Below are 19,996 nucleotides of genomic sequence, written 5' to 3'. Positions count from 1 at the left end.
TTTGCATGGAAACGCTCAGCTTCAGACTATCTGCCCCGACGCGCGCTGGCGGCACCCGCATGCAGGCGATCGTCGGCGTCGTCGCCTCCGGCAATCTCGAGGTGCTGTTGGAACGCGCTTCGCCGGCCGACACCTGCGTGATCGACATCGCGACCGCGGCCCACGGCTTCGGCGCGGTGTGGGACGCCGTCGTGCGCGACTTCGTCGCCCGCCGCCCTGCCGGTGGCTTACGTATCTCCATCAATGACGGCGGAGCCCGACCCGACACGGTCGCGCTGCGCCTCGCGCAAGGCATCCGCAAGATCGAGGAGCCGGAACGATGACAGCGGCCACAGCCAATACGGTTTCGCTGAGCTGGTACGAGGCGAGCGCCCGGCAGCGCATAGAAGCGCTGGTCGATACCGGCAGCTTTGCCGAATTCATCGGTCCCGAGCAGCGCGAGATGAGCCCGCATCTGGCGATCTTCGACCTGCCGGAGCAGTTCGACGACGGCATCGTCGTCGGACGCGGTCGCCTGGAAGGATCGCCGGTGCTCGTCGCAGCGCAGGAAGGTCGCTTCATGGGCGGCGCCTTCGGTGAGGTCCACGGCGCCAAGCTCACGGGCCTGCTGCGCGCGGCACGCGCACTGAACCAGGATGTGCTGATCCTGTTCGACACCGGCGGCGTTCGCCTTCAGGAGGCCAACGCTGGCGAGCTCGCGATCTCGGAAATCATCCGCGCTGTGGTCGAGGCGCGGCGCGCGGGCGTCAGCGTGATCGGACTGATCGGCGGACGCGCCGGATGCTATGGCGGCGGCAGCCTGATCGCCGGCAGCTGCTCGCGCCTCGTCGTCTCCGAGCAGGGGCGGATCAGCGTCAGCGGCCCCGAGGTGATCGAGACCAACAAGGGCGTCGAGGAATTCGACTCACGCGATCGGGCCCTCGTCTGGCGCACGATGGGAGGCAAGCACCGCTACCTCATCGGCGGCGCCGACACGTTCGTTGACGACGAGGCGCTGGCGTTTCGACAGGCGGCGATCGATGCACTCAAGATCAGGCGCGATTGCGGCGTTGCGGTTCTCGAGGCCGAGCAGAAGCGCCTCGAGCGGCGCCTGCAGCGTTTCGGCGCGTCCAAGGATGCCGTCGAGGTCTGGCAGGCGCTGGGCGTCGGTCAGCCGGCCGATATCCCCTCGCTTTCGACCGACGCGTTCCTTCGCGCGGCAAACAACAGGGAGAATGCCGATGACGCTCGATGACATTCTGGCGAGCCTGTTCCCCAGCGGCATGGATATTGACGTCACCCCCGCGATGATCGCGGGAACGGCGGTCCTTCCCGGTGCAGGGCCGGTCCACGTGCTCGGCATCACGCAGGGAAAGCCGCTCGGCGTGGACGAGGCGATTGTGCTCGCAGGACGCGTGATCGAGATCGTCAGATCAGGCGATCGGGCTCCGATCCTGTTCCTGGTGGATTCCTCAAGCCAGCGCATGAGCCGACGCGACGAATTGCTCGGCCTCAGCGAATACCTGTCGCATCTCGCCAAAGCCTTGCTGCTGGCGGAAGCGGAAGGCCACCGCACCGTCGCCCTGCTCTACGGCGGCAGCGCGGCCGGAGCGTTCATCGCGACGGCGCTTGCCGCCGACACGCTGGTCGCGCTGCCCGGGGCGCATCCCGCGGTGATGGATCTGCCGTCGATGGCGCGGGTCACCAAACTTCCGATCGATGTGCTCAAGGCCAAGGCGGAAGCGACACCGGTGTTCGCTCCGGGCCTCGAGAACATGGTGCAGACCGGCGGCATACACGTCGTCTGGGACGAAAATGCCCCGTTGGCGCCGCAGCTTGCGGCCGTGCTGCAACGGCCGCAAGGACACGATGATCGCGGCCGGCTCGGCGCCGAACGCGGCGGACGGCGGAAAGCGGCCGAACTGGCTGGGCGAGTTGCTGTCGCGGCAGCCTTACATCGGGGATCGCAAGATGGTTGAAGCTCTCGCGCGCCACAGCATGGTGAAGGCCTCGGCATCCGGATGGACCGCCGTGATGAGCCGTTATCCCGAACTCGCCAGCGAGCCGATCGTCGCAGGCTGGGCGCACGTCGGCCGTCCCCTCATCGTTCGCCGGCCGGCTTGCAGCGATACTGCCGGCATGATTCCGCTCGGTCTGCCACTGCCGCCGAGCCACGGCAAACGGCGCATTGCGATCTCGCTCGCCGCGGCCGATATCGTCGCATCCGCCCCGCCCCCATTGCTCGCCGACGCGGCCGCGACGGCGCCCGCAGCTTGGCGCGAGACGATCGACGAGCTCCTCCAAGTTTTGCCGGAGACCCGCACCTTTGGCAGCCTGGCCTGGCAGTATCTCACCGGCCTTCCCTATCTTTCGAACAGTTCGGACCTTGATCTGCTCTGGCCGCTGTCGGCAGCCAGGCAAGGAGATACCCTGCCGTCCGACATCGCCCGAATTGCACAACGGGCGCCGATGCGGCTGGACGGTGAGATCGTCGGTCCGGCAGGAGGGGTTCAATGGCGCGAACTGACCGGCACTGATCAGGACGAAGTGCTTGTGAAAGGCCCGACTGGGGTCACCAGCACGACGCGCGCAGCCTTTCTCGCAGGTCACGTGTCATGAACGTTGCACTCAAATGGCAATCGCTGCCGGGATCTGCGCTTGATGCGGAGCAACTCGGCCATCTGGCATCGTCTTGCCTGAAGCTCGAAGTCGAGACCTATCCCAAGCCGGGGTTGGTCAGCCATGTCGACAATGGCGCGCATGGCGACATGGACGCCGAGCTCCTGCGCCGCAGCGCCGAGACCCTGAAGCCGTTCTTCAGCGATCTGGCAGCCGCAGGCGCCGAGGGCGCCGGCATGAACCGGTTGCGCGCGATCGGAGTTGCGGCGGAGCGCGCCATGCTCGCTGCGACCCGCGGCGTCAACACGCATCGTGGCGCGATCTTCGGATTGGGCCTGCTCTGCGCCGCGGCCGGATATCGTGGCGCGCTCGGCGTCCGCAAATCCCTCGGCGACCTGGTGTCGCGGCGCTGGGACAAAGACATCCTTTCAGGTCCCATATCGCTGCGCAGCCATGGCGCCGTCGCCTCGCGGCGCTACGGCGCCGGCGGCGCCAGGGCGGAAGCCGCCCATGGCTTTCCGTCGGTGTATGACATCGCCCTTCCCGCGCTGCATGCGGCGCGGAAGCTCGTTCTTCATGATGAGGAAGCGGTGCGCATTCAGACATGCATGACGCTCATCGCCGACGTCACCGACACCAACCTGTTGCATCGGGGCGGACCGGAGGGATTGAGCTTCGCGCAGGCCAGCGCATCCGCATTTCTGGCTGCAGGAGGCATCGGATCTGCCGGCTGGCGGAGACGAGCGGTCGACATTCATCACGCGTTCGTGGCGCGCAATCTGAGCCCGGGCGGCTCGGCGGACCTGCTGGCCATGGCCCTCTTCGTCGATCGACTGGAACGCTGATGCTTGCACTGCTCTGCGGCGGACAAGGCACCCTCTCGGACAAGATCTTCGATCTGGTCGCGGAGCAGCCCGCCGCGAAGCCGGTTTTCGACGCAGCAACCACCTGTCTCGGCGAGGATCCGCGACAGCTCGTCAGGACACAAAGCGTGGACGTATTGTCCACCAACCGTGTCAGCCAGATCCTGACTGTCACGTCGGTGCTCGCGATCCACGCCTGCATTGCCGACCTCCTGCCTGAACAGACTGCCGTCACAGGTTACAGCGTCGGTGAGATGGCGGCCTGGAGCATCGCCGGAATATGGACAGCCGACGAAGCCCTCCGACTGACAGATGTTCGCGCGCGCCAGATGGACCGCGCGGCCGGACCAGATGGCCGCCTCGGCTACGTCCGCGGGCTCGACCGGGCCGCGCTCGAACGTCTGCTGGAACACCACCGCTGCGAGATCGCGATCAAGAACCCCGACCTCCTGTTCGTGATCGGAGGCGCAGAGCGGGACGTCATCGAGCTCTGCCGGGAAGCGACAAGACAGGGCGCCGTGCGCACCGGCCTTCTCGCCGTGAAAATCGCATCGCACACGTCACACCTCGCGCAGGCCTGCGCGCCGCTGCAACAGGCGCTCGACGGCAGCAGACGCGCCCCCGTCGCAAGCGAGCTGATCCTGCTTTCCGGGGGCGACGGCGAGCGCATCTTCTCTGCAGGGAGTGCAACAGCGAAGCTCGCGGGTCAGGTCGCGTGCCCCATCGACTGGGAAGCGACCTTGGAAGCCCTCGCGGAGCTGGGAGTCAGCAGGGTGCTGGACCTCGGCCCAGGACATGCGCTTGCAGAGATGGCGCAGGCCTTCCTGCCATCCATTCGGTGCTACGCCACGGACGGATTTCACACGGTCGACGGCTTGCGAAGCTGGGTTGCTTCCAGGTAGCCGGTACGCATGACTTTAGACGCTGAGTCTCACAGCAGGCGACGCAGAGGCCGCAGAAGCGGCCGCCCAAAATGCCCTGCTCGGCAAAGCCGCTTACCCCAACCGGGCAACGGGTGTGTGGAGAAAGGTGGTAGCGGGAGAGGGACTTGAACCCCCGACCCCAGGATTATGATTCCCGTGCTCTAACCAGCTGAGCTACCCCGCCATGGGCTCGCGAACGTCGGCGTGCAGCCGCGGGTGCGAACGGGCGGCATATAAAGAGTGGCATGCTCGCCTGTCAAGCAAAGGCGGACAGAGTCGCAACTTATTGCAGACAGAGGCTATTTCGGCCGCACCGATGGGTCGCCGCCAGGGCTGCCGGGCGGTGGAATCACCGGCGTGTTGCCGCCTTGCGGGGTCGGCGCACGCATCTCGGGATCGACGCCGGCCGGCGGGCACAGCACGCCGTCGGATTTGGCGAGCTTGTCGCCCAGCGCCTGGCCGGTGGTGGTTCCCTCCGGAACCACCACGCCGGTATGCGAAGGCTGTTGCGGCGCGCAATTCACGGCAGCGCGCGACGGTGCCGGCGGCGCGGTCCGCGCCGGCGGCGTGGCAGGCGTCGGCGGCGCCTGCGCGGCGGCCACAACGGGTGCCGTCATCAGCACACAGGATAAGGCGAGCGTTCGAATCCTCATGACGGGAGAACCGTGACGACGCGCCGATGTTCCCTATGAAAATCGCCGCAGCCTCACGATTTGCGGAATCGGATCAGCGAGAAGTGCCCCATCGGCGGCATCGGCCGACGCTCCGCGAGACTGACGCCGCCATGCTTGGCCGCCCATTCGGTCAGCCGCTCCCACGGGAATTCCGGACGCCAGCCGAGCCGCCGCGCCAGCGGCGCAAAGGCGAGCTCGAAGATGCGGCGCGGGCCGCTCTCGGCGCCGATGTGATTGACCAGGATCAATTCGCCGCCCGGCTTCAGCACGCGAACAAAATCATCCAGCGTCGCCTCGGGATCCGGTACCGCGGTGATGACGTATTGCGCGACCACCGCATCGAAGAACGAGTCCGGGAATGCGAGGTTCTTGGCGTCCATCACCGCCAGCGTCTCGACATTGGAGAGGCCCAGCGCGCGCACGCGCTTAAGCGCCCGCCGCAGCATCGGCTCGGAAATATCGACGCCGCACAGTTTTGTGGTGGGCGCATATTCCGACAGCGACAGCCCGGTGCCGACGCCGACATCGAGCACGCGCCCGCCGATCCGGTCGGCTTCCGCAATCGTCGACTGACGGCCCTGATCGAACACCTTGCCGAACACCAGATCGTAGATCGGTGCCCAGCGGCCATACGCCTTTTCGACCCCCTCGCGGTCGATGTCCCCAGCCATTCCCTGCCCCGACGTTTCTTCTGTCTATCCGCGAACCGCATCGGCGAGCGCCGCCGCCGCATCCCGCACAGCCGCCCGCGCCACGCGGCTCGCGCTCGCACTCCTGATGAAGCCACCGCCGAGCACGCGCGCCTGCCCAGAGGCTGCGTCGTAGAACACGCAGGCCTGGCCGGGCGACACGCCCTCCTCGCCGGCGACGAGCTCGACCTCATAGCCGCCATCGGCGGCGCGCAACCACGCCGGCTGCGGCGCGCGCGTCGAACGCACGCGGACATACAGCTCGATGCCCTCGCCGATCACGCGATCCAGCGCGCCGTCGCCGATCCAGTTGACGTCGCGCAGCGCGATGCGATCCATCCGCAGCGCCTCGCGCGGCCCGACCACGACACGGCGCGTCGCCGCATCGAGTTTGACCACATAGAGCGGGCTGCCCGAGGCAATGCCGAGGCCCTTGCGCTGGCCGACGGTGAAATGAACGATGCCCTGGTGCTGGCCGACGACATTGCCGGCGAGATCGACGATGTCGCCCGGCGCGATCGCATTCGGCTTCAGCCGTCCGATGATGTCGGTGTAGCGGCCGGTCGGCACGAAGCAGATGTCCTGGCTGTCCTGCTTGTCGGCGACCTCGAGATCGAAGCGCCGCGCAAGCTCGCGGGTCTGCGGCTTGGTCATGTCGCCGAGCGGGAAGCGCAGGAAGTCGAGCTGCTCGCGCGTGGTGGCGAACAGGAAATAGCTCTGGTCGCGGTCGGCATCCGCCGCGCAAGTCAGCGAGCGCGATCCGTCGGCCAGCCGGCGCGAGGCGACATAGTGTCCGGTGGCGAGCGCCTGCGCACCGAGCTCGCGCGCGGTTGCGAGCAGATCGCGGAACTTGACCGAACGGTTGCACTCGATGCACGGCACCGGCGTCTCGCCGAGCGCGTAGCTGTCGGCGAAATTGTCGATCACGGATTCCTTGAACCGGCTTTCATAGTCGAGCACGTAATGCGGGATGCCGATCCGCTCGGCGACATTGCGCGCGTCGTGGATGTCGCGGCCGGCGCAGCAGGCGCCCTTGCGATGGGTCGCGGCGCCGTGGTCGTAGAGCTGCAGCGTGATCCCGACCACGTCATAGCCTTGCGACTTCAACAGCGCAGCCGTCACCGACGAGTCGACGCCGCCGGACATGGCGACGACGATCCGTGTGTCTTCAGGGCGGCTTTCGAGATCCAGACTGTTGAGCATCTTCAAGGGGTCATTGAGCAGTGTCGCGGCGAGCTTACGCACTCCGAGACGAAATTGGAAAAGCCTTTTATCCAGAATGCCTTAGAACGCATCCACGGCGGCTTCGGTCGGTTCAGGACGCGTCGGAGGCCACCTTTAATATAGGCCGTATTCCGGTGAGGCAATCCGGCGGAAACGACGCGTTGCCGCGCGCGGACGGCAAATCTTGCCGCCGGGCAAAAAGGAGACCCGTCGGGAACCTGTTCCAGTCCATGAAGGCGACACGTAACCATCTGAAATAGCTGAGTATTTATTGCACGCCGTGATTGGCCCGCTCCTTGCTGACAAAAGCCCGGAAGTCTCATTTGCGAGGGTTGGCAGTGGTCAGCGTCACGTCGGAAGCATTGGCAAGCCGGTCTTTTCAGGGCACGACGCCGCGGTCGTCGCGGCCCGACCCCGCCGCGCAGGCGGGGAATGACGGCTTTGCCGCGCTGGTCGACAGCAGCACTTCGTCCAGCAACGACTCGAGCCGCTACGACTCGCAACCGGCGCCGTCGCGCCGCTCCGACGATTCGTCCTCGACGACGGATGCGCGGTCCCGCGACAGCAGCACGGCCCCCGACGGGACGCGGGATTCCAGCAGCTCGCCTGACGACAAGAAGGTCGACAGCGACAGCGACGCGCCGCGCAAGACCAAGTCGAAATCGAAGTCGGATGACGCGAGCACCGATACGCCATCCACCGATGACGCGCCGGCCACGACGCAAGCCGTTGCGCAGCCCGATCCATCCAATGCTGCCACGGCCGCCGCGGTGATTGCTGCCGCTACCGCTGCTCCGGCGGCTGACCCGGCAGCGACGGCCACCACGCCGTCCGACCAGCCGGCCGCACCGCTTGCGATCGCGGCCGCGGCGATTGCGGCGAGCGCGGCCATCGCCGGCACCGGAGCGCCGGGCAGCAGCGGTGCGCCTGCCGACGCCGACACCGCAACGGCGGCGGCCACGACGGCGAATGCCGGCAAGGTCGCCAAGGCGGCCGGCGTCAAGACCGAGGCTCCAGTCATCACCACAGCCGATGCAACAACGGCCGAGGGCGCAGCGACAGCGACCGGCGACGCGACGCTCGCTGCAACAATTGCCGCCGGAACACCGACGAAGACGACGACGCAGGCCAAGGTCCAGGTGGCCGCAAAGGACGCGACCGCCACGGCACCTGCGGACCAGGACAGCGCAGCCACGGGCAGCAGCGGCGCCGCACCGGCTGCGCCGACGACCATCGTTCCTGCAGCCGCGCCGGCCGCCGCTGTCGCCGGCAAGGCGAAGGCGGCTGCCGACGGTGCCGCCGATGCGATCAAGGCCGATGCGAGCGGCGACGGCAGCGCCGCGCCAACGCCGCCGGTCGGCGGCCACACGGCTGCGTCGACCCAGCTCGCCACGCCCGATCCCTCCGCGCAGGCGGCGAATGCAATCCAGCCGCAACTGACGACCACGCAGACGACGCCGTCCGCGACCGCGCAATTGACGGCGACCAACGCCGCGCAAAGCGCCGCCGTGCCGCTCAGCGGGCTTGCGATGCAGATCGCAGCCTCCGCCAAGAGCGGCAAGAGCCGCTTCGAGATCCGGCTCGACCCCGCCGAGCTCGGCCGCATCGACGTCCGCATCGATGTCGATCGCAACGGGCAGGTGACATCGCATCTCACCGTCGAACGCCCGGAGACGCTGTCGATGCTGCGCCAGGACGCCAACCAGCTGCAGCGCGCGCTCGACAATGCCGGCCTCTCGACCGGCAATGGCGGATTGCAGTTCAGCCTGCGCGACCAGTCGCAGTCGGGCCAGAACAACAATGGCCAGTCCAATCCGAACGCCCACCGTTTGATCGTCGCCGAGGAGGACAGCGTTCCTGCCGCGGTGGCGGGCCGCTCTTACGGACGCACAACCGGCGCCCTCGGCGGCGTCGATATCAGAGTGTAAGGAGTTCACGATGTCAGTCGATGCAACCATGCCGACGCCCGTCGTCTCAGCACCGGGCACCAGCAACGGAACGAGCTCCGGAAGCAGTAGCAGCTCCGGCAGCGGCTTGACGACGTCGTCGCAGGGCATTGCCGACAATTTCCAGACCTTCCTGACGTTGCTCACGACCCAGTTGCAGAACCAGAACCCGCTCGATCCGCTCGACACCAACCAGTTCACCCAGCAGCTCGTGCAGTTCGCCGGCGTCGAGCAGCAGCTGAAATCCAACGACCAGCTGAAGTCGCTGATCGAGATCGAGAAGAGCGCGCAGTCGACCCAGGCGCTGGTCTATGTCGGCAACACCGTTGCGGTCGACGGCAGCAAGACGCAGTTCGACAAATCGGCGACCTGGAATCTGGTGTCCCCGCAAGCCACCAGCGCCACCATCACGATCACGAGCTCGACCGGCCAGACCGCCTATTCCGGCAATTTCAGCCTGAAGCAGGGCAACGCCAGCTTCGTCTGGGACGGCAAGGGCAATGACGGCACGCAGTGGCCGGCCGGCACCTACACGCTGACCGCCACCGGCAAGGATTCCAGTGGCAAGGACCTCGCGATTTCCACCGAAGTGCAGGGCGTCGTCGACTCCGTCGACCTGACCGCCTCGCCACCGCTGCTCTCGATCGGCGGGCAGACCTACACCACCGACAAGATCAAGCGCGTGGTGCGCGGCACGTCGAGCGGCAGCAGTTAAGCTACGTCGTCCCGACTTGCGCCGCGCCGACGGACGCGATTGTTCTCGATTCACGATCAAGCATCGCGGTGTCATCACCCGCGAAAGCGGGTGATCCAGTATTCCGGAGACGCCGGTGCTTGAGCCGAATGGCCGCGGCGTACTGGATCGCCCGGTCGAGCCGGGCGATGACAGTGTGGGTGGGGACACAGCTTCGCATTCTCGCGACATGATTTGCCCGACCTTTGCTTCTCGTTCCGCCCTCTCCTTGAACAGAGGGCGCAGGGAAAGCCGGGTGCCGATCGCACCCATGGGCCCCGAGCAAAGGGTAGAAAGCTCGGGGGTAGGACCACAGGTGTAACCGGAAACAACCCGGCTTTCCCTGCGCGATGGGTTACGGCTTACTTCGTGCTCTCCCCGGCGAGACCGGGCTTGCTTGTCACCGCCTCCGCAACACGCCATCGCGTGTTGCGACGAGACACCTGCCGCTAGGGCGTCAGGACCACACGACTTCACCGTCCGCTTCGCGCGCTCTCGTCAGCACCACGCTCGGCGTCCACCGCATCCCACACCGCGTTCGTGACGACCGCGAAGCGCCCCTCGATCGGGTGAGACGGGCGAACCATACATCGAGTTGTCATTCCGTAAAACCGAAATATTTTTATTGCAGAGGATTGACAGGTTTTGCTGAGTTGCCCGTCGTGTCGAATTGGCAACACCGGTTACCATCACGATGTCCATCGTAGGATGAGTAGAGCGCAGCGAAACCCCATCATCTCACCGCGCGGATAAAAATGCTGGGTATCGCTGCGCTCCACTCATCCTACCGGCGAAGCCCGGAATCCATCTCCGGTTGACGCCGCCCGGGGAGCAGGAGCCGCCTGGCGTCCGTTTTGGCATGTTGCAGCAAATGTAAGCCGCGCTGGCGGCGTGCCTGTGATGAAGGTCTTGCGGAGGACGTCCTGCCTGAGCGACACTCTCAATTCCGGGTGATTGCCACCTCACTGCTCCCGCGCGAGATGAGTTGATCGAATGAAGCCAGCTCCGGGCCATCGACGGCCGATCCACCATTCGCCAATCTTCTGGATCGGCATCGCACTGTGCCTCGCAGCGATCGCGATCTACCTGTGGTCCGACGATCTTTCCTGGCGACCGACACCGCGTCCGCAATGAAGAACGATCTAGCGATAGCGGCGCCAGTTCTTCCGTCGGCCTCTACAGCGCTATGAGATCGTCATCGCGCTGTAGCTCGTTGTTTAAGCATGATCTTTTCGGAATGCCGCTTCGCACTTTTCCGGATCGTGCTCTGGCAGGCATTGCCCACCATCTGCTTTTCACCTGAAGCCGACTTCGGCAACTATCCGCTGAGCGTCCAAACGACTGTCGGCATGCGGCGCGGCGTCCCGATGTCGCGCCCCTCATCGGTGGACACTGTAACGGTCACGGCTTTAGGATGCATCATTTCGACGACGCCTCCAGATGTCGTCCCAGAAGCCAAATTTTTCCCGTCGGAGCTGCAAGGCTCGGGCGCAACGGCGCTGCGGAGAAAAGAGTATGGGTTTCGTCAACATTAGCTTCAACACTTTGCTGGCTAACCACCCAAGCATGACCGACGAATTCAAGACCATGATCAATGGTCCCATAAAGAAGTTTCACGACGAACCCGGGCACAAGAATACGTGCGTCTCGAAAATGTGTTGGGCGTTCAACCACGTTGATGGTCACTACATCAATTGCGACGGCGACTACGGCAAGGGCGGCGTACTCGTCAAAAAGGTGCGGTTTCTCATCGATAAGGATGGCTGGGAGTATATTTTTTCCACCCTCGATTTCCGGCAGTACCTCAATAACCGGTACGGCTCAGGGGAAATGTTTTCGAATACATCAAAGATCGGTGCCCGAAACGGGGTGATCATATTTGAACCAACTGACACCAGCAACATCGGTCATACCGACATCTGGGTGAATGGCCAGATACACGATGCTGACATGTACTTTGGCAGTTGGTATTCGGCAGTGACAAGCGACAGGGTATTTTTCTGGGACCTGAACAAGTAGCGTGGCACGCCGCACGCCGCACGCCGATCGCCTGGATCGGCTCAGTGAGAATCCTTTCGGGCGAGGCGGACGCCACGCGGCGAATCGCCGAAACGCGTTCGGAACAGGCGATTGAAATAAGATACATCCGAGAAACCGACCTCCAGCGCGATATCGGAAATTCGCTGACGGCTGGCGTGAGACTCGGTTAGCAATTTGAGCGCCCGTTGCAGACGCAATTCATTCAAGCGCTCGGTGAACGATGACCCCGATGACGCCATCAGGCGCTGCAGATAGCGAGGTGAAATGCCCTGGCAACGGGCGACCGTTTGAACGTTGAGCCCGGGCTCCTGAAAGTGTATGGCCAGGTAGTCGAGCACTGCGTTGTGCCGAGCGGCCACGACGGCGCTCGCGCTGCTCTCGCCCAAGGCAGGCCCCTCGCCGATTGCGAGCGCGATGAGATCATGGATGTGGGTCACGACCGTATCATGAAGCCTGGGGGCGGACAGCGCCCTCGTCCTAATGACCGACTTCAGATACGCCGTGAACAGCCGGAATGCTTCGGTTCGGTGCCAAATCGGCCGCATAGCCAGGCTTTCGACGTCAGTCAAGCGCTGCGCAAGCACCTCGCGCGGCACGGCCAGACCAAATTGCAATCCCTCGACATAAGTAACGCTGACGGGCTCGGAATGCAGAATTGCGATTGCATCGCTGCCGCGAACTTCAACTTCCCCGCCGCGCTGCGACAGCTGGCTTCCGCCGGAAGAGCAGAAGATCACGCCGATTGAGTCATCACCATCGGCAAGGTTCGCTTGCAAGCGCTTGAAACGCATGGAAGTGCCTTTCAGCGCGAGCGTACGCAAACCCCGAACCGCATACAGGGACGCATCGGCCTCGAACGGAACGTTCGATAGAGGCTCGATATCTGCATGCACGACGCATCGCCCAAAGTGCTCGCGCCATGCGGGGATGCGAATCCGCTCCGGAAGATCGCGCGTTGAAAATCGATACGATATGAAATTGGCTGCGTCCGTAGGCATGGGGACCTCCAGCCTTCACAGAACATCAGAATGAAGTACTGCGGCACACCAACGTCGAATCTGCATTTTGCAATTCACGCACCGGCCTGCTCTTGATCCGTGCGCATGAGTCCAAGAAGCCACGCTATCGGTCTGCTAGTCTGATTTGCCTGTGATTGATAGTAGTGTGAACTGGTTCACTCAGTGGCCAGAATATTACGTGTATAATATCCGCGAAAGTCGCAGCCGATTTTTCTCCTTTAAGAGGATACGGTCGTGACGGCTCAATTTATGATTGCTGCCATCGGATCCAGTTCAAACATTCCTGGCAGAGTGCAAGCGCAAATCAGCCCTACGACCCTGTTTGCGATTGATCCAGCTTAAGGAGCCGCACTAAGGCTCCCTTGTAGAACTACTGGTTTCGATTTTGTTTGGTCGCTCCGGCCAAATCGCTATCAGTATTCGTTGGACTGCCGGCGGCACCGTTGGTTTTTTGGCCCCGGTTGAAATGGTCGAAATCTGTCACATGGGAAGTCAGCCTTAGTGATCAGGAAAGGGTTCGATCATGTCCACCATATTCGACATGCTTTATCACGAATACTGCCGTGCCCGCCTCGCCGAAATGCGGAAACAGCTTTTGATACCGGTCATCGGCGGAACCTTGCTGGCGCCGTCGGAGGACGATGATCCTTCTGGCCCCGACGAACGTGGCTGGCCGGCGAAAGCGCCGCCAACCATCGGATAGCTGCAGCGCGCAATCCCATAGGTTGACCGGAGGCTAGTCCGGCACGCGCACGCCTCGGAGCATCCGATCGTCTCACGGACCTGTGCCCGATCAGGCCGTGCGCGCACGCCAGACAGATCAACAAATGCTTGATCGAACCCACACTTCGAAGCGATTGATCGGCGAAACTCCGCCGGAGTTCAGATCGACCGGCCGCGACCCGCGCATCGACGTCTGCCGCGGGATCGCGTTATGGTGGATCTTTCTCGATCACATTCCAAATAACGTCGGAAGTTGGCTGACACTGCGCAACTACGGCTTTTGCGATGCCGCCGAGATATTCATGTTCATCTCGGGCGTGACCTGCGCACTGGCCTACGGCAGGGCGCGTCAGCGTGACGGCTGGAGCGGCATGATCGGCCGTTCGCTGCGGCGGGGATGGGACATCTATGCCGCCTTTCTGCTGCTTACGCTCGCTTGCGCCATCCTCGTCTACCTCACGGGCAGCGATCGTCTTGCCGACGAGAGCAATACGCGGGTTCTGTTCGAGCGTCCGGGCGCAACGCTTGCGCACGCGGCGGTCCTGCAGTACCGCCCCGTCAATACCGATGTCTTGCCGGTCTTTGTGATCTGTCACGTATTGTTCGCGCCGCTGTTGTGGCTGCTGCTGCGAGCTCCAAACGTGACGCTTGGCATCTCGTTGTTGCTTTATGTGCTGGTGCACGTCTTCGGCTGGAGCGTTCCTGCCTGGCCCGATGGCGTCTGGTTCTTCAATCCGCTGGCGTGGCAGCTGCCGGTCGTGCTGGGCGCGTGGTACGTCATCGAGAGGAAGAGGATCCGAGGATGGGTGACGTCGCGCCCTGCGCTCGTTCTTTCTGCTCTCTATCTGGCGTTCAGCCTGGTCCTTGCGCTGGGCCAGGACATCAAGCTGGTCCCGCCGACCCTGACGGATCTATTGTTTCCATTGGACAAATCGAATTTGAGTCCGTTGCGGCTGCTGCATTTTCTGGCGCTTGCGATCGTGGCGTTATGGCTGGTTCCCGAGGGCTGGCGGGGGCTATCGACACCGATTCTACGCAGCGCGCGGTGTTGTGGCGAGAATTCGCTGCCGATTTATTGTCTCGGCGTCCTGCTGGCGCTCGTCAGCCGGTTTGATCTGTTCGACATCTCGAACCGGCTTTCGATGCAGATCGTGCTCAGTCTTGCCGGCGTCCTGGTGATGATCCTCGTCGCCACGCTACTGAACGCGCTCAGCACCAAGCGCAAGCGACAGGTCGACGTCGATGCCGTCGTGCATGATTTGATTCCACGCGCGAGCCATCACGGCATCCTCGACAGCCATGGCGCGCACATCCTCTAGGCGGCACCGAGTCGCAAAGCGGCCCTGGGAGCGTCGCCACACCCCAGGGCTGCTTTCGTTATCGCGCGTGGGGGAAGCGGGCGCGCTCCGAAGGACGGTTAGCGCCCACGCTCACTTCGATTGTCCCGCTGCGTCGAGGATCAGCCGCGCGATCGCGTCGGGCTGCGAGATCAGTGCGAGATGGCTCGCCTTCACCTCGATCGTGGTGGCGCCCATCCGCTTCGCCATGAAGCGTTCGAGATCCGGATTGATGGTGCGGTCTTCGGTCGAGACGGCGTAGTAGCTCGGCTTGCTGCGCCAGGCCGCGTGGCTGACCTTGCCGGCCAGCAGTTGCTTGTGGAACGGCTGCTGCACGGCATAGAGCACCTTTGCTTTCGCTTCCGGCAGGTCGCCGGCGAAATCGCGCAGGAAGGCCTCTTCCGACAGCCGGCCTTCGTCGCCATCGAACACGATGCCGGCGCTGGCCGGCGGCGTCGGATAGGTTTTTGCCAACGCGGTATAGTCCTCGTCCGCATCGGGGGCGCGCGCGGCGACATAGACCAGCGCCGAGACGTTCGGATGCACGCCGGCCTCGGTGACGATCATGCCGGAGAAGGAATGACCGACCAGCACCGTCGGGCCGTCCTGGCGATCGAGCACGCGCTGCGCCGAGGCGACTGCTTCCGGCAGCGTGGTCAACGGATTTTGCACCGACGTCACATTGAGCCCGGCGGCCTGCAAGCGCGCAATGACCTCGGTCCAGCAGGAGCCGTCGGCGAACAGGCCATGCACCAGCACGACGTTGCGCGCCTTCACCGGCGGCGTGGTTGCGGCCATACCGCGCGAGGACACCAGCGAAGCCGCGGCGCCGGCAAGCAAGGCGGTCGAGAAAGTGCGTCTGTTCATCATCATGACAAGTGCTCGGATCGAGTGAGTGGAGGGGCGCGTCCACCTGCGGTGAACGGACAATCTCTCCTACGCAGGCGGTCGCGCGTCGTTACGGCGCGGGGCTGTCGTGTTGGTCAAGGAAAATTGACCAAGGTGCCGTCCGGCAATCTTTCGACACATGTTGTCACACGCGAGATGATTGCGGAAGCGAGTCTCACGTCGATTATCTCGCCCGGGACCCCCTCTCCCCACCCCTCCCCCGCAAAGAGGACAGGGAGCCTGAGCAGTGTGCTTACCTCACATTGCACAGCGTGTGAGATGCGAGGGAATTGCGGGTAAGCGACGTAAGGGACGCACCGTCAGAAGGGTTCCCGCCCCCTTGTGGAGGAGGGTTAGGGAGAGGGGTGCCGCTCGCTCCGGAGCCTGATGACAGGCCAACAATCGGCCCCCGGGCACCCGATCCGCCCCCAGTTCCCGGCCGGTCCAACGAGATTCGTATTGAACGCTTGGGCTTAGGCAAATTTTAAACCGGTGGGCGTAGGTTACCTCTTGCGAGTTCAGTGGTTGAGAGTTTGTGAGTACGCCATGACAGAACCCCATCGCCCGAGGGTGAAATACGTCATCGGGCCTGACGGCAGCCCGTTAACGATTGCGGATTTGCCGGCCCCCGGTACCAAACGGTGGGTCATCCGCCGCAAGGCCGAAGTCGTCGCTGCGGTCCGCGGCGGCCTGCTCTCCCTTGAGGAGGCCTGCAGCCGCTACACATTGACCGTCGATGAATTCCTTTCCTGGCAGTTCTCGATCGACCAGCATGGTCTGGCCGGGCTGCGCACCACCCGGATCCAGCAGTACCGGCAGTAAATCCGCCCGTACTCGTGGCATTTGACGAAAACCGGCTTCGCTTTTCGAAGCCGGTTTTTTTCATGTCCGCGATTTTGCCGCGGTTCTTAACCTTCGTTAACCATATGGAAACCATACCCTAGGCAATATTTGCCCAGTCGGACCCGCTTGGGCCGAATCCCTGGGGGCCGTTGGTGCAAAGTCTGGTTGCTTTCCTGAGAGGTCTTGGTGCGGCCCGTCTCGGGGCCATGGTTGCGGTCACCGCAGCCCTGATCGGTTTCTTCGCTTTCGTCATCATGCGTGTCACCACGCCGCAGATGACCACCCTGTTCACCGACCTGTCGACCGAGGATTCCTCCGGAATCATCAAGGAGCTGGAGCGCCAGGCGATCCCGTTCGAGCTGCGCAATGACGGCGCCGCGATCATGGTGCCGAAGGACAAGGTGACGCGGCTCCGGATGAAGCTCGCCGAGGGCGGCATGCCCAAGGGCGGCGGCGTCGGCTACGAGATCTTCGACAAGTCGGACGCCCTGGGCACCACGAGCTTCGTCCAGAACATCAATCATCTGCGCGCGCTGGAGGGCGAGCTCGCCCGCACCATCCGCGCCATCGATCGTGTCCAGGCCGCGCGCGTCCACCTGGTGCTGCCGGAAAAGCCGCTGTTCTCGCGCGAAACGCCGGAACCCTCGGCCTCGATCGTGCTCAGGGTGCGCGGCGCGCTGGAGCCGCAGCAGATCCGGGCGATCCGCCACGTCGTCGCCTCCGCGGTCAACGGGTTGAAGCCGCAGCGGGTCTCGATCGTCGACGAGGCCGGCTCGCTGCTGGCCGATGGCGCCCAATCCGATGCCGACGCCACGGTCGGCGACGAGCGCCGCGCCGCGTTCGAGAAGCGGATGCGCAAGCAGGTCGAGGACATCGTCTCCTCGGTGGTCGGCTCGGGCCGCGCCCGCGTCCAGCTCTCCGCCGACTTCGACTACAACAAGATCACCCAGACCTCGGACAAGTTCGACCCCGAGGGGCGCGTGCTGCGCTCGACCCAGACCCGCGAGGAAAGCAGCGCCACCGCCGACAATTCCGGCCAGGTCACCGTCAACAACGAGCTGCCGGGCAACCAGAACCAGGACAACGCCGTCCGCGCCCGCGACCAGAGCAAGAAGAGCGAGGAAACCAACAATTACGAGATTTCCCGCACCACCAAGACCGAGGTGACCGAGGCCGGCCGCGTCAACCGCATCTCGGTCGCGGTGCTGGTCGACGGCGCCTATTCCAAGAACGAAAAAGGCGAGATGGTCTATCAGGACCGCACCAAGGAGCAGCTCGACCGCATCGCCACCCTGGTCCGCTCCGCGATCGGCTTCGACCAGAAGCGCGGCGACCAGGTCGAGGTCGTCAACCTGCGCTTCGCCGAACCGCCCGCCACACAGCCGATCGCCGAGCCGACCGGCCTGCTCGGCATGTTGCAATTCACCAAGGATGACGTGATGTACGTCATCGAGCTCGGCGTGATGATGATGCTGGGCCTCGTCGTGCTGTTCATGGTGGTCCGCCCCCTGGTCAAGCGCATCGTCGCCGCCGACGCCATTCCGGCGCTGATCGGCGCGGGTGTGCCGGCGATGGCCGAAGCCCATGCCGAGAGCGCCGGTACGACCGGCCAGGCGCTGATCCCGAGCGGCAGCGGCGCAGCGCAACTGATCGACGTCGCCCAGATCCAGGGCCAGGTCCACGCCCAGGCCGTGCACCGGGTCGGCGAGCTCGCCGAACGCAATCCGAACGAAACCGTCTCCATTGTCCGTCAATGGCTGAGCGAGCCAGTAGAGAGCTGAGATGGCCGCAGTACCCCAGACCACCAACGCCAACGACATCGCCACCGTCCTGTCGACGCTGGCGAACCGGCAGAGTGCCCGGCCCAAGGGCAAGCCGCTGCCCGGCCCGAAGCGCGCGGCGATCCTGATGCTGGCGCTCGGCGAGCAGTATGGCGGCAAGATCTGGTCGATGCTCGACGACGAGGAGGTCCGCGAGCTGTCGGTCCACATGTCGACGCTCGGCACCGTCGAGGCCGACGTGGTCGAGGATTTGATGCTGGAGTTCGTCTCGCGGATGTCGGCCTCCGGCGCGCTGATGGGCAATTTCGACGCCACCGAACGGCTGCTGCAGCAGTACCTGCCGGCCGAGCGCGTCACCGGCATCATGGACGAGATCCGCGGCCCCGCCGGCCGCAACATGTGGGAGAAGCTCTCCAACGTGCAGGAAGAGGTGCTCGCCAACTACCTCAAGAACGAATACCCGCAGACCATCGCCGTGGTGCTGTCGAAGCTGAAGCCGGAGCACGCCGCCCGCGTGCTGGCGATCCTGCCCGAGGACATCGCGCTCGACGTGGTCGGCCGCATGCTGCGGATGGAGGCGGTGCAGAAGGAAGTCATCGAGCGCGTCGAGCAGACGCTGCGCACCGAGTTCATGTCGAACCTGTCGCAGACCCGCCGCCGCGACGCCCATGAGGTGATGGCCGAGATCTTCAACAATTTCGACCGCCAGACCGAGACCCGCTTCATCACCTCGCTGGAAGAGGAAAACCGCGAATCCGCCGAGCGCATCAAGGCGCTGATGTTCACCTTCGACGATCTGATCAAGCTCGATGCTGCCTCGGCCCAGACGCTGATGCGCAACATCGACAAGGACAAGCTCGGCGTCGCGCTGAAGAGCGCCAACGAGGAGGTGCGCAGCTTCTTCCTCGGCAACATGTCCTCCCGCGCCGGCAAGATGCTGATGGACGACATGGCCGCGATGGGTCCGGTGCGCCTGCGCGACGTCGACGAGGCGCAGGCGCTCTTGGTCAACCTCGCCAAGGATCTCGCCGCCCGCGGCGAGATCACGCTGACCAAGAACCGCGCCGACGACGAACTGGTGTACTGATGGCCGCGCCCGCGAAATTCCTGTTCGACACGGATTTCTCGGCGCCGGACCGCGCCCGCGAGCGCGCGCCGACCCCGGCCGAGGTCGCGCAGAAGGTCGCCGACGCCGAGGCGCGGGCGTATCGTGCCGGCTATGAAGCTGCGCTACGCGAGGCCAAGGTCGAGAGCGACCGCCGCGCGGCGCAGGCGCTGGAAGAGATCGGCACCGCGATCAAGGGCATCGCGGCGCGCTTTGCCGGCATCGAGACGCGGATGGAGACCGAGGCCGTGGACGTCGCGGTCGCAGTCGCCCGCAAGCTCTGCACCGAACTGGTTGCGCGCGAGCCGCTCGGCGAGATCACCGCGCTGGTCTCTGACTGCTTCTCGCATCTGGTGGCGACGCCGCATCTCGTGGTCCGCATCAATGACGCGCTCTACGAGGCGGCGCACGACAATATCGAGCGGATGGCGGCGCAGAGCGGCTTCCAGGGACGGCTGGTGATCCTGGCCGAGCCGACGATTGCGACCGGCGACTGCCGGATAGAATGGGCTGACGGCGGCGTGGTGCTGGAACGTGCCGCGATCGAAGGCAAGATCAACGAACTCGTCGGGCGCTATCTGGCGTCCCGCGGCCAGGCCGGCTGACGGCG

21 protein-coding genes and 1 tRNA gene are annotated in these 19,996 nt (G+C 64.4%); 16 read left to right on the top strand and 6 right to left on the bottom strand.

The window, feature by feature from the left end:
• The first annotated feature begins 5 nt into the window (after nt 1-5).
• From mdcC to WDM24_RS08640, 6 genes are read left to right on the top strand one after another with little or no spacing between them, the layout of a single operon-like run.
• Complete coding sequence (gene mdcC, locus WDM24_RS08665) at nt 6-323, top strand: malonate decarboxylase acyl carrier protein (protein WP_029085582.1); 318 nt, start codon at nt 6-8, stop codon at nt 321-323.
• The gene (locus WDM24_RS08660; RefSeq protein ID WP_338830862.1) at nt 320-1,234 is read left to right on the top strand and encodes a biotin-independent malonate decarboxylase subunit beta; all 915 of its coding nucleotides are present in this window, start codon (nt 320-322) and stop codon (nt 1,232-1,234) included. The genes mdcC and WDM24_RS08660 overlap by 4 nt, the downstream gene beginning before the upstream one ends.
• Nucleotides 1,221-1,958, top strand: coding sequence for a biotin-independent malonate decarboxylase subunit gamma (gene mdcE / locus WDM24_RS08655; RefSeq protein WP_338830861.1), 738 nt, complete (start codon nt 1,221-1,223; stop codon nt 1,956-1,958). Before WDM24_RS08660 ends, mdcE begins: the two co-directional genes overlap by 14 nt.
• Entirely contained in the window at nt 1,951-2,598 is a 648-nt protein-coding gene (mdcG, locus tag WDM24_RS08650; RefSeq protein ID WP_338830860.1) for a malonate decarboxylase holo-[acyl-carrier-protein] synthase, read from the top strand. Before mdcE ends, mdcG begins: the two co-directional genes overlap by 8 nt.
• Nucleotides 2,595-3,443, top strand: coding sequence for a triphosphoribosyl-dephospho-CoA synthase MdcB (gene mdcB / locus WDM24_RS08645; protein WP_338830859.1), 849 nt, complete (start codon nt 2,595-2,597; stop codon nt 3,441-3,443). The genes mdcG and mdcB overlap by 4 nt, the downstream gene beginning before the upstream one ends.
• On the top strand, nt 3,443-4,363 hold the full coding sequence (locus WDM24_RS08640) for an acyltransferase domain-containing protein (RefSeq protein ID WP_338830857.1): 921 nt from the start codon (nt 3,443-3,445) through the stop codon (nt 4,361-4,363). Before mdcB ends, WDM24_RS08640 begins: the two co-directional genes overlap by 1 nt.
• A 128-nt stretch (nt 4,364-4,491) precedes the next feature.
• Here the strand turns inward: WDM24_RS08640 and WDM24_RS08635 are convergent.
• From WDM24_RS08635 to mnmA, 4 genes are all read right to left on the bottom strand, one after another.
• A tRNA-Met gene (locus WDM24_RS08635) sits at nt 4,492-4,568 on the bottom strand.
• A 115-nt stretch (nt 4,569-4,683) separates the two neighbouring features.
• Nucleotides 4,684-5,037, bottom strand: coding sequence for a hypothetical protein (locus WDM24_RS08630; protein ID WP_338830856.1), 354 nt, complete (start codon nt 5,035-5,037; stop codon nt 4,684-4,686).
• A 53-nt stretch (nt 5,038-5,090) separates the two neighbouring features.
• The gene (locus WDM24_RS08625) at nt 5,091-5,729 is read right to left on the bottom strand and encodes a class I SAM-dependent methyltransferase (protein WP_338830855.1); all 639 of its coding nucleotides are present in this window, start codon (nt 5,727-5,729) and stop codon (nt 5,091-5,093) included.
• 24 nt (nt 5,730-5,753) lie between these two features.
• Nucleotides 5,754-6,950, bottom strand: coding sequence for a tRNA 2-thiouridine(34) synthase MnmA (gene mnmA, locus WDM24_RS08620; RefSeq protein ID WP_338830853.1), 1,197 nt, complete (start codon nt 6,948-6,950; stop codon nt 5,754-5,756).
• A 359-nt stretch (nt 6,951-7,309) separates the two neighbouring features.
• Between mnmA and WDM24_RS08615 the strand changes: the two genes are divergently transcribed.
• From WDM24_RS08615 to WDM24_RS08600, 4 genes are all read left to right on the top strand, one after another.
• Nucleotides 7,310-8,899, top strand: a complete 1,590-nt coding sequence (locus WDM24_RS08615) for a flagellar hook-length control protein FliK (protein WP_338830852.1) — start codon at nt 7,310-7,312, stop codon at nt 8,897-8,899.
• Between the two features lie 10 nt (nt 8,900-8,909).
• The gene (locus WDM24_RS08610; protein ID WP_166303078.1) at nt 8,910-9,632 is read left to right on the top strand and encodes a flagellar hook assembly protein FlgD; all 723 of its coding nucleotides are present in this window, start codon (nt 8,910-8,912) and stop codon (nt 9,630-9,632) included.
• 1,241 nt (nt 9,633-10,873) lie between these two features.
• Nucleotides 10,874-11,185, top strand: coding sequence for a hypothetical protein (locus tag WDM24_RS08605; RefSeq protein WP_338830851.1), 312 nt, complete (start codon nt 10,874-10,876; stop codon nt 11,183-11,185).
• Nucleotides 11,166-11,669: a T6SS effector amidase Tae4 family protein gene (locus WDM24_RS08600; protein WP_166303072.1), complete on the top strand. Its 504-nt coding sequence runs from the start codon at nt 11,166-11,168 to the stop codon at nt 11,667-11,669. The genes WDM24_RS08605 and WDM24_RS08600 overlap by 20 nt, the downstream gene beginning before the upstream one ends.
• A gap of 41 nt (nt 11,670-11,710) precedes the next feature.
• Here the strand turns inward: WDM24_RS08600 and WDM24_RS08595 are convergent, their stop codons facing one another.
• Entirely contained in the window at nt 11,711-12,688 is a 978-nt protein-coding gene (locus WDM24_RS08595) for a helix-turn-helix transcriptional regulator (RefSeq protein WP_166303070.1), read from the bottom strand.
• 544 nt (nt 12,689-13,232) lie between these two features.
• On the opposite strand from WDM24_RS08595, the gene WDM24_RS08590 reads away from it, so the two are divergent.
• Together WDM24_RS08590 and WDM24_RS08585 are read left to right on the top strand one after the other, a co-directional pair.
• Nucleotides 13,233-13,412, top strand: a complete 180-nt coding sequence (locus WDM24_RS08590) for a hypothetical protein (RefSeq protein WP_166202918.1) — start codon at nt 13,233-13,235, stop codon at nt 13,410-13,412.
• A 124-nt stretch (nt 13,413-13,536) separates the two neighbouring features.
• Nucleotides 13,537-14,751: an OpgC domain-containing protein gene (locus tag WDM24_RS08585; RefSeq protein WP_338701080.1), complete on the top strand. Its 1,215-nt coding sequence runs from the start codon at nt 13,537-13,539 to the stop codon at nt 14,749-14,751.
• 111 nt (nt 14,752-14,862) lie between these two features.
• Here the strand turns inward: WDM24_RS08585 and WDM24_RS08580 are convergent, their stop codons facing one another.
• Nucleotides 14,863-15,642 carry an alpha/beta fold hydrolase gene (locus WDM24_RS08580; RefSeq protein ID WP_029079134.1) on the bottom strand — a complete coding sequence of 260 codons (780 nt, stop codon included), beginning with the start codon at nt 15,640-15,642 and terminating at the stop codon, nt 14,863-14,865.
• Between the two features lie 561 nt (nt 15,643-16,203).
• On the opposite strand from WDM24_RS08580, the gene WDM24_RS08575 reads away from it, so the two are divergent.
• From WDM24_RS08575 to WDM24_RS08560, 4 genes are all read left to right on the top strand, one after another.
• Complete coding sequence (locus tag WDM24_RS08575) at nt 16,204-16,479, top strand: DUF1153 domain-containing protein (RefSeq protein WP_002714638.1); 276 nt, start codon at nt 16,204-16,206, stop codon at nt 16,477-16,479.
• A 173-nt stretch (nt 16,480-16,652) separates the two neighbouring features.
• A complete protein-coding gene (gene fliF / locus WDM24_RS08570) occupies nt 16,653-18,281 on the top strand; it encodes a flagellar basal-body MS-ring/collar protein FliF (RefSeq protein WP_338696596.1) in 1,629 nt (542 codons plus the stop codon).
• Between the two features lies 1 nt (nt 18,282).
• Complete coding sequence (gene fliG / locus WDM24_RS08565) at nt 18,283-19,368, top strand: flagellar motor switch protein FliG (RefSeq protein ID WP_029079136.1); 1,086 nt, start codon at nt 18,283-18,285, stop codon at nt 19,366-19,368.
• Nucleotides 19,368-19,991, top strand: coding sequence for a FliH/SctL family protein (locus WDM24_RS08560; protein ID WP_166303055.1), 624 nt, complete (start codon nt 19,368-19,370; stop codon nt 19,989-19,991). The genes fliG and WDM24_RS08560 overlap by 1 nt, the downstream gene beginning before the upstream one ends.
• The last annotated feature ends 5 nt before the right edge of the window (nt 19,992-19,996 follow it).

Origin of the sequence: Bradyrhizobium sp. 27S5 (genome assembly GCF_037217225.1) — a bacterium.
GTDB classification, from domain to species: Bacteria; Pseudomonadota; Alphaproteobacteria; order Rhizobiales; family Xanthobacteraceae; genus Bradyrhizobium; species Bradyrhizobium septentrionale.
Note: the sequence above shows the minus strand (reverse complement) of the source record. Positions and strands in the feature narration are given on the sequence as shown.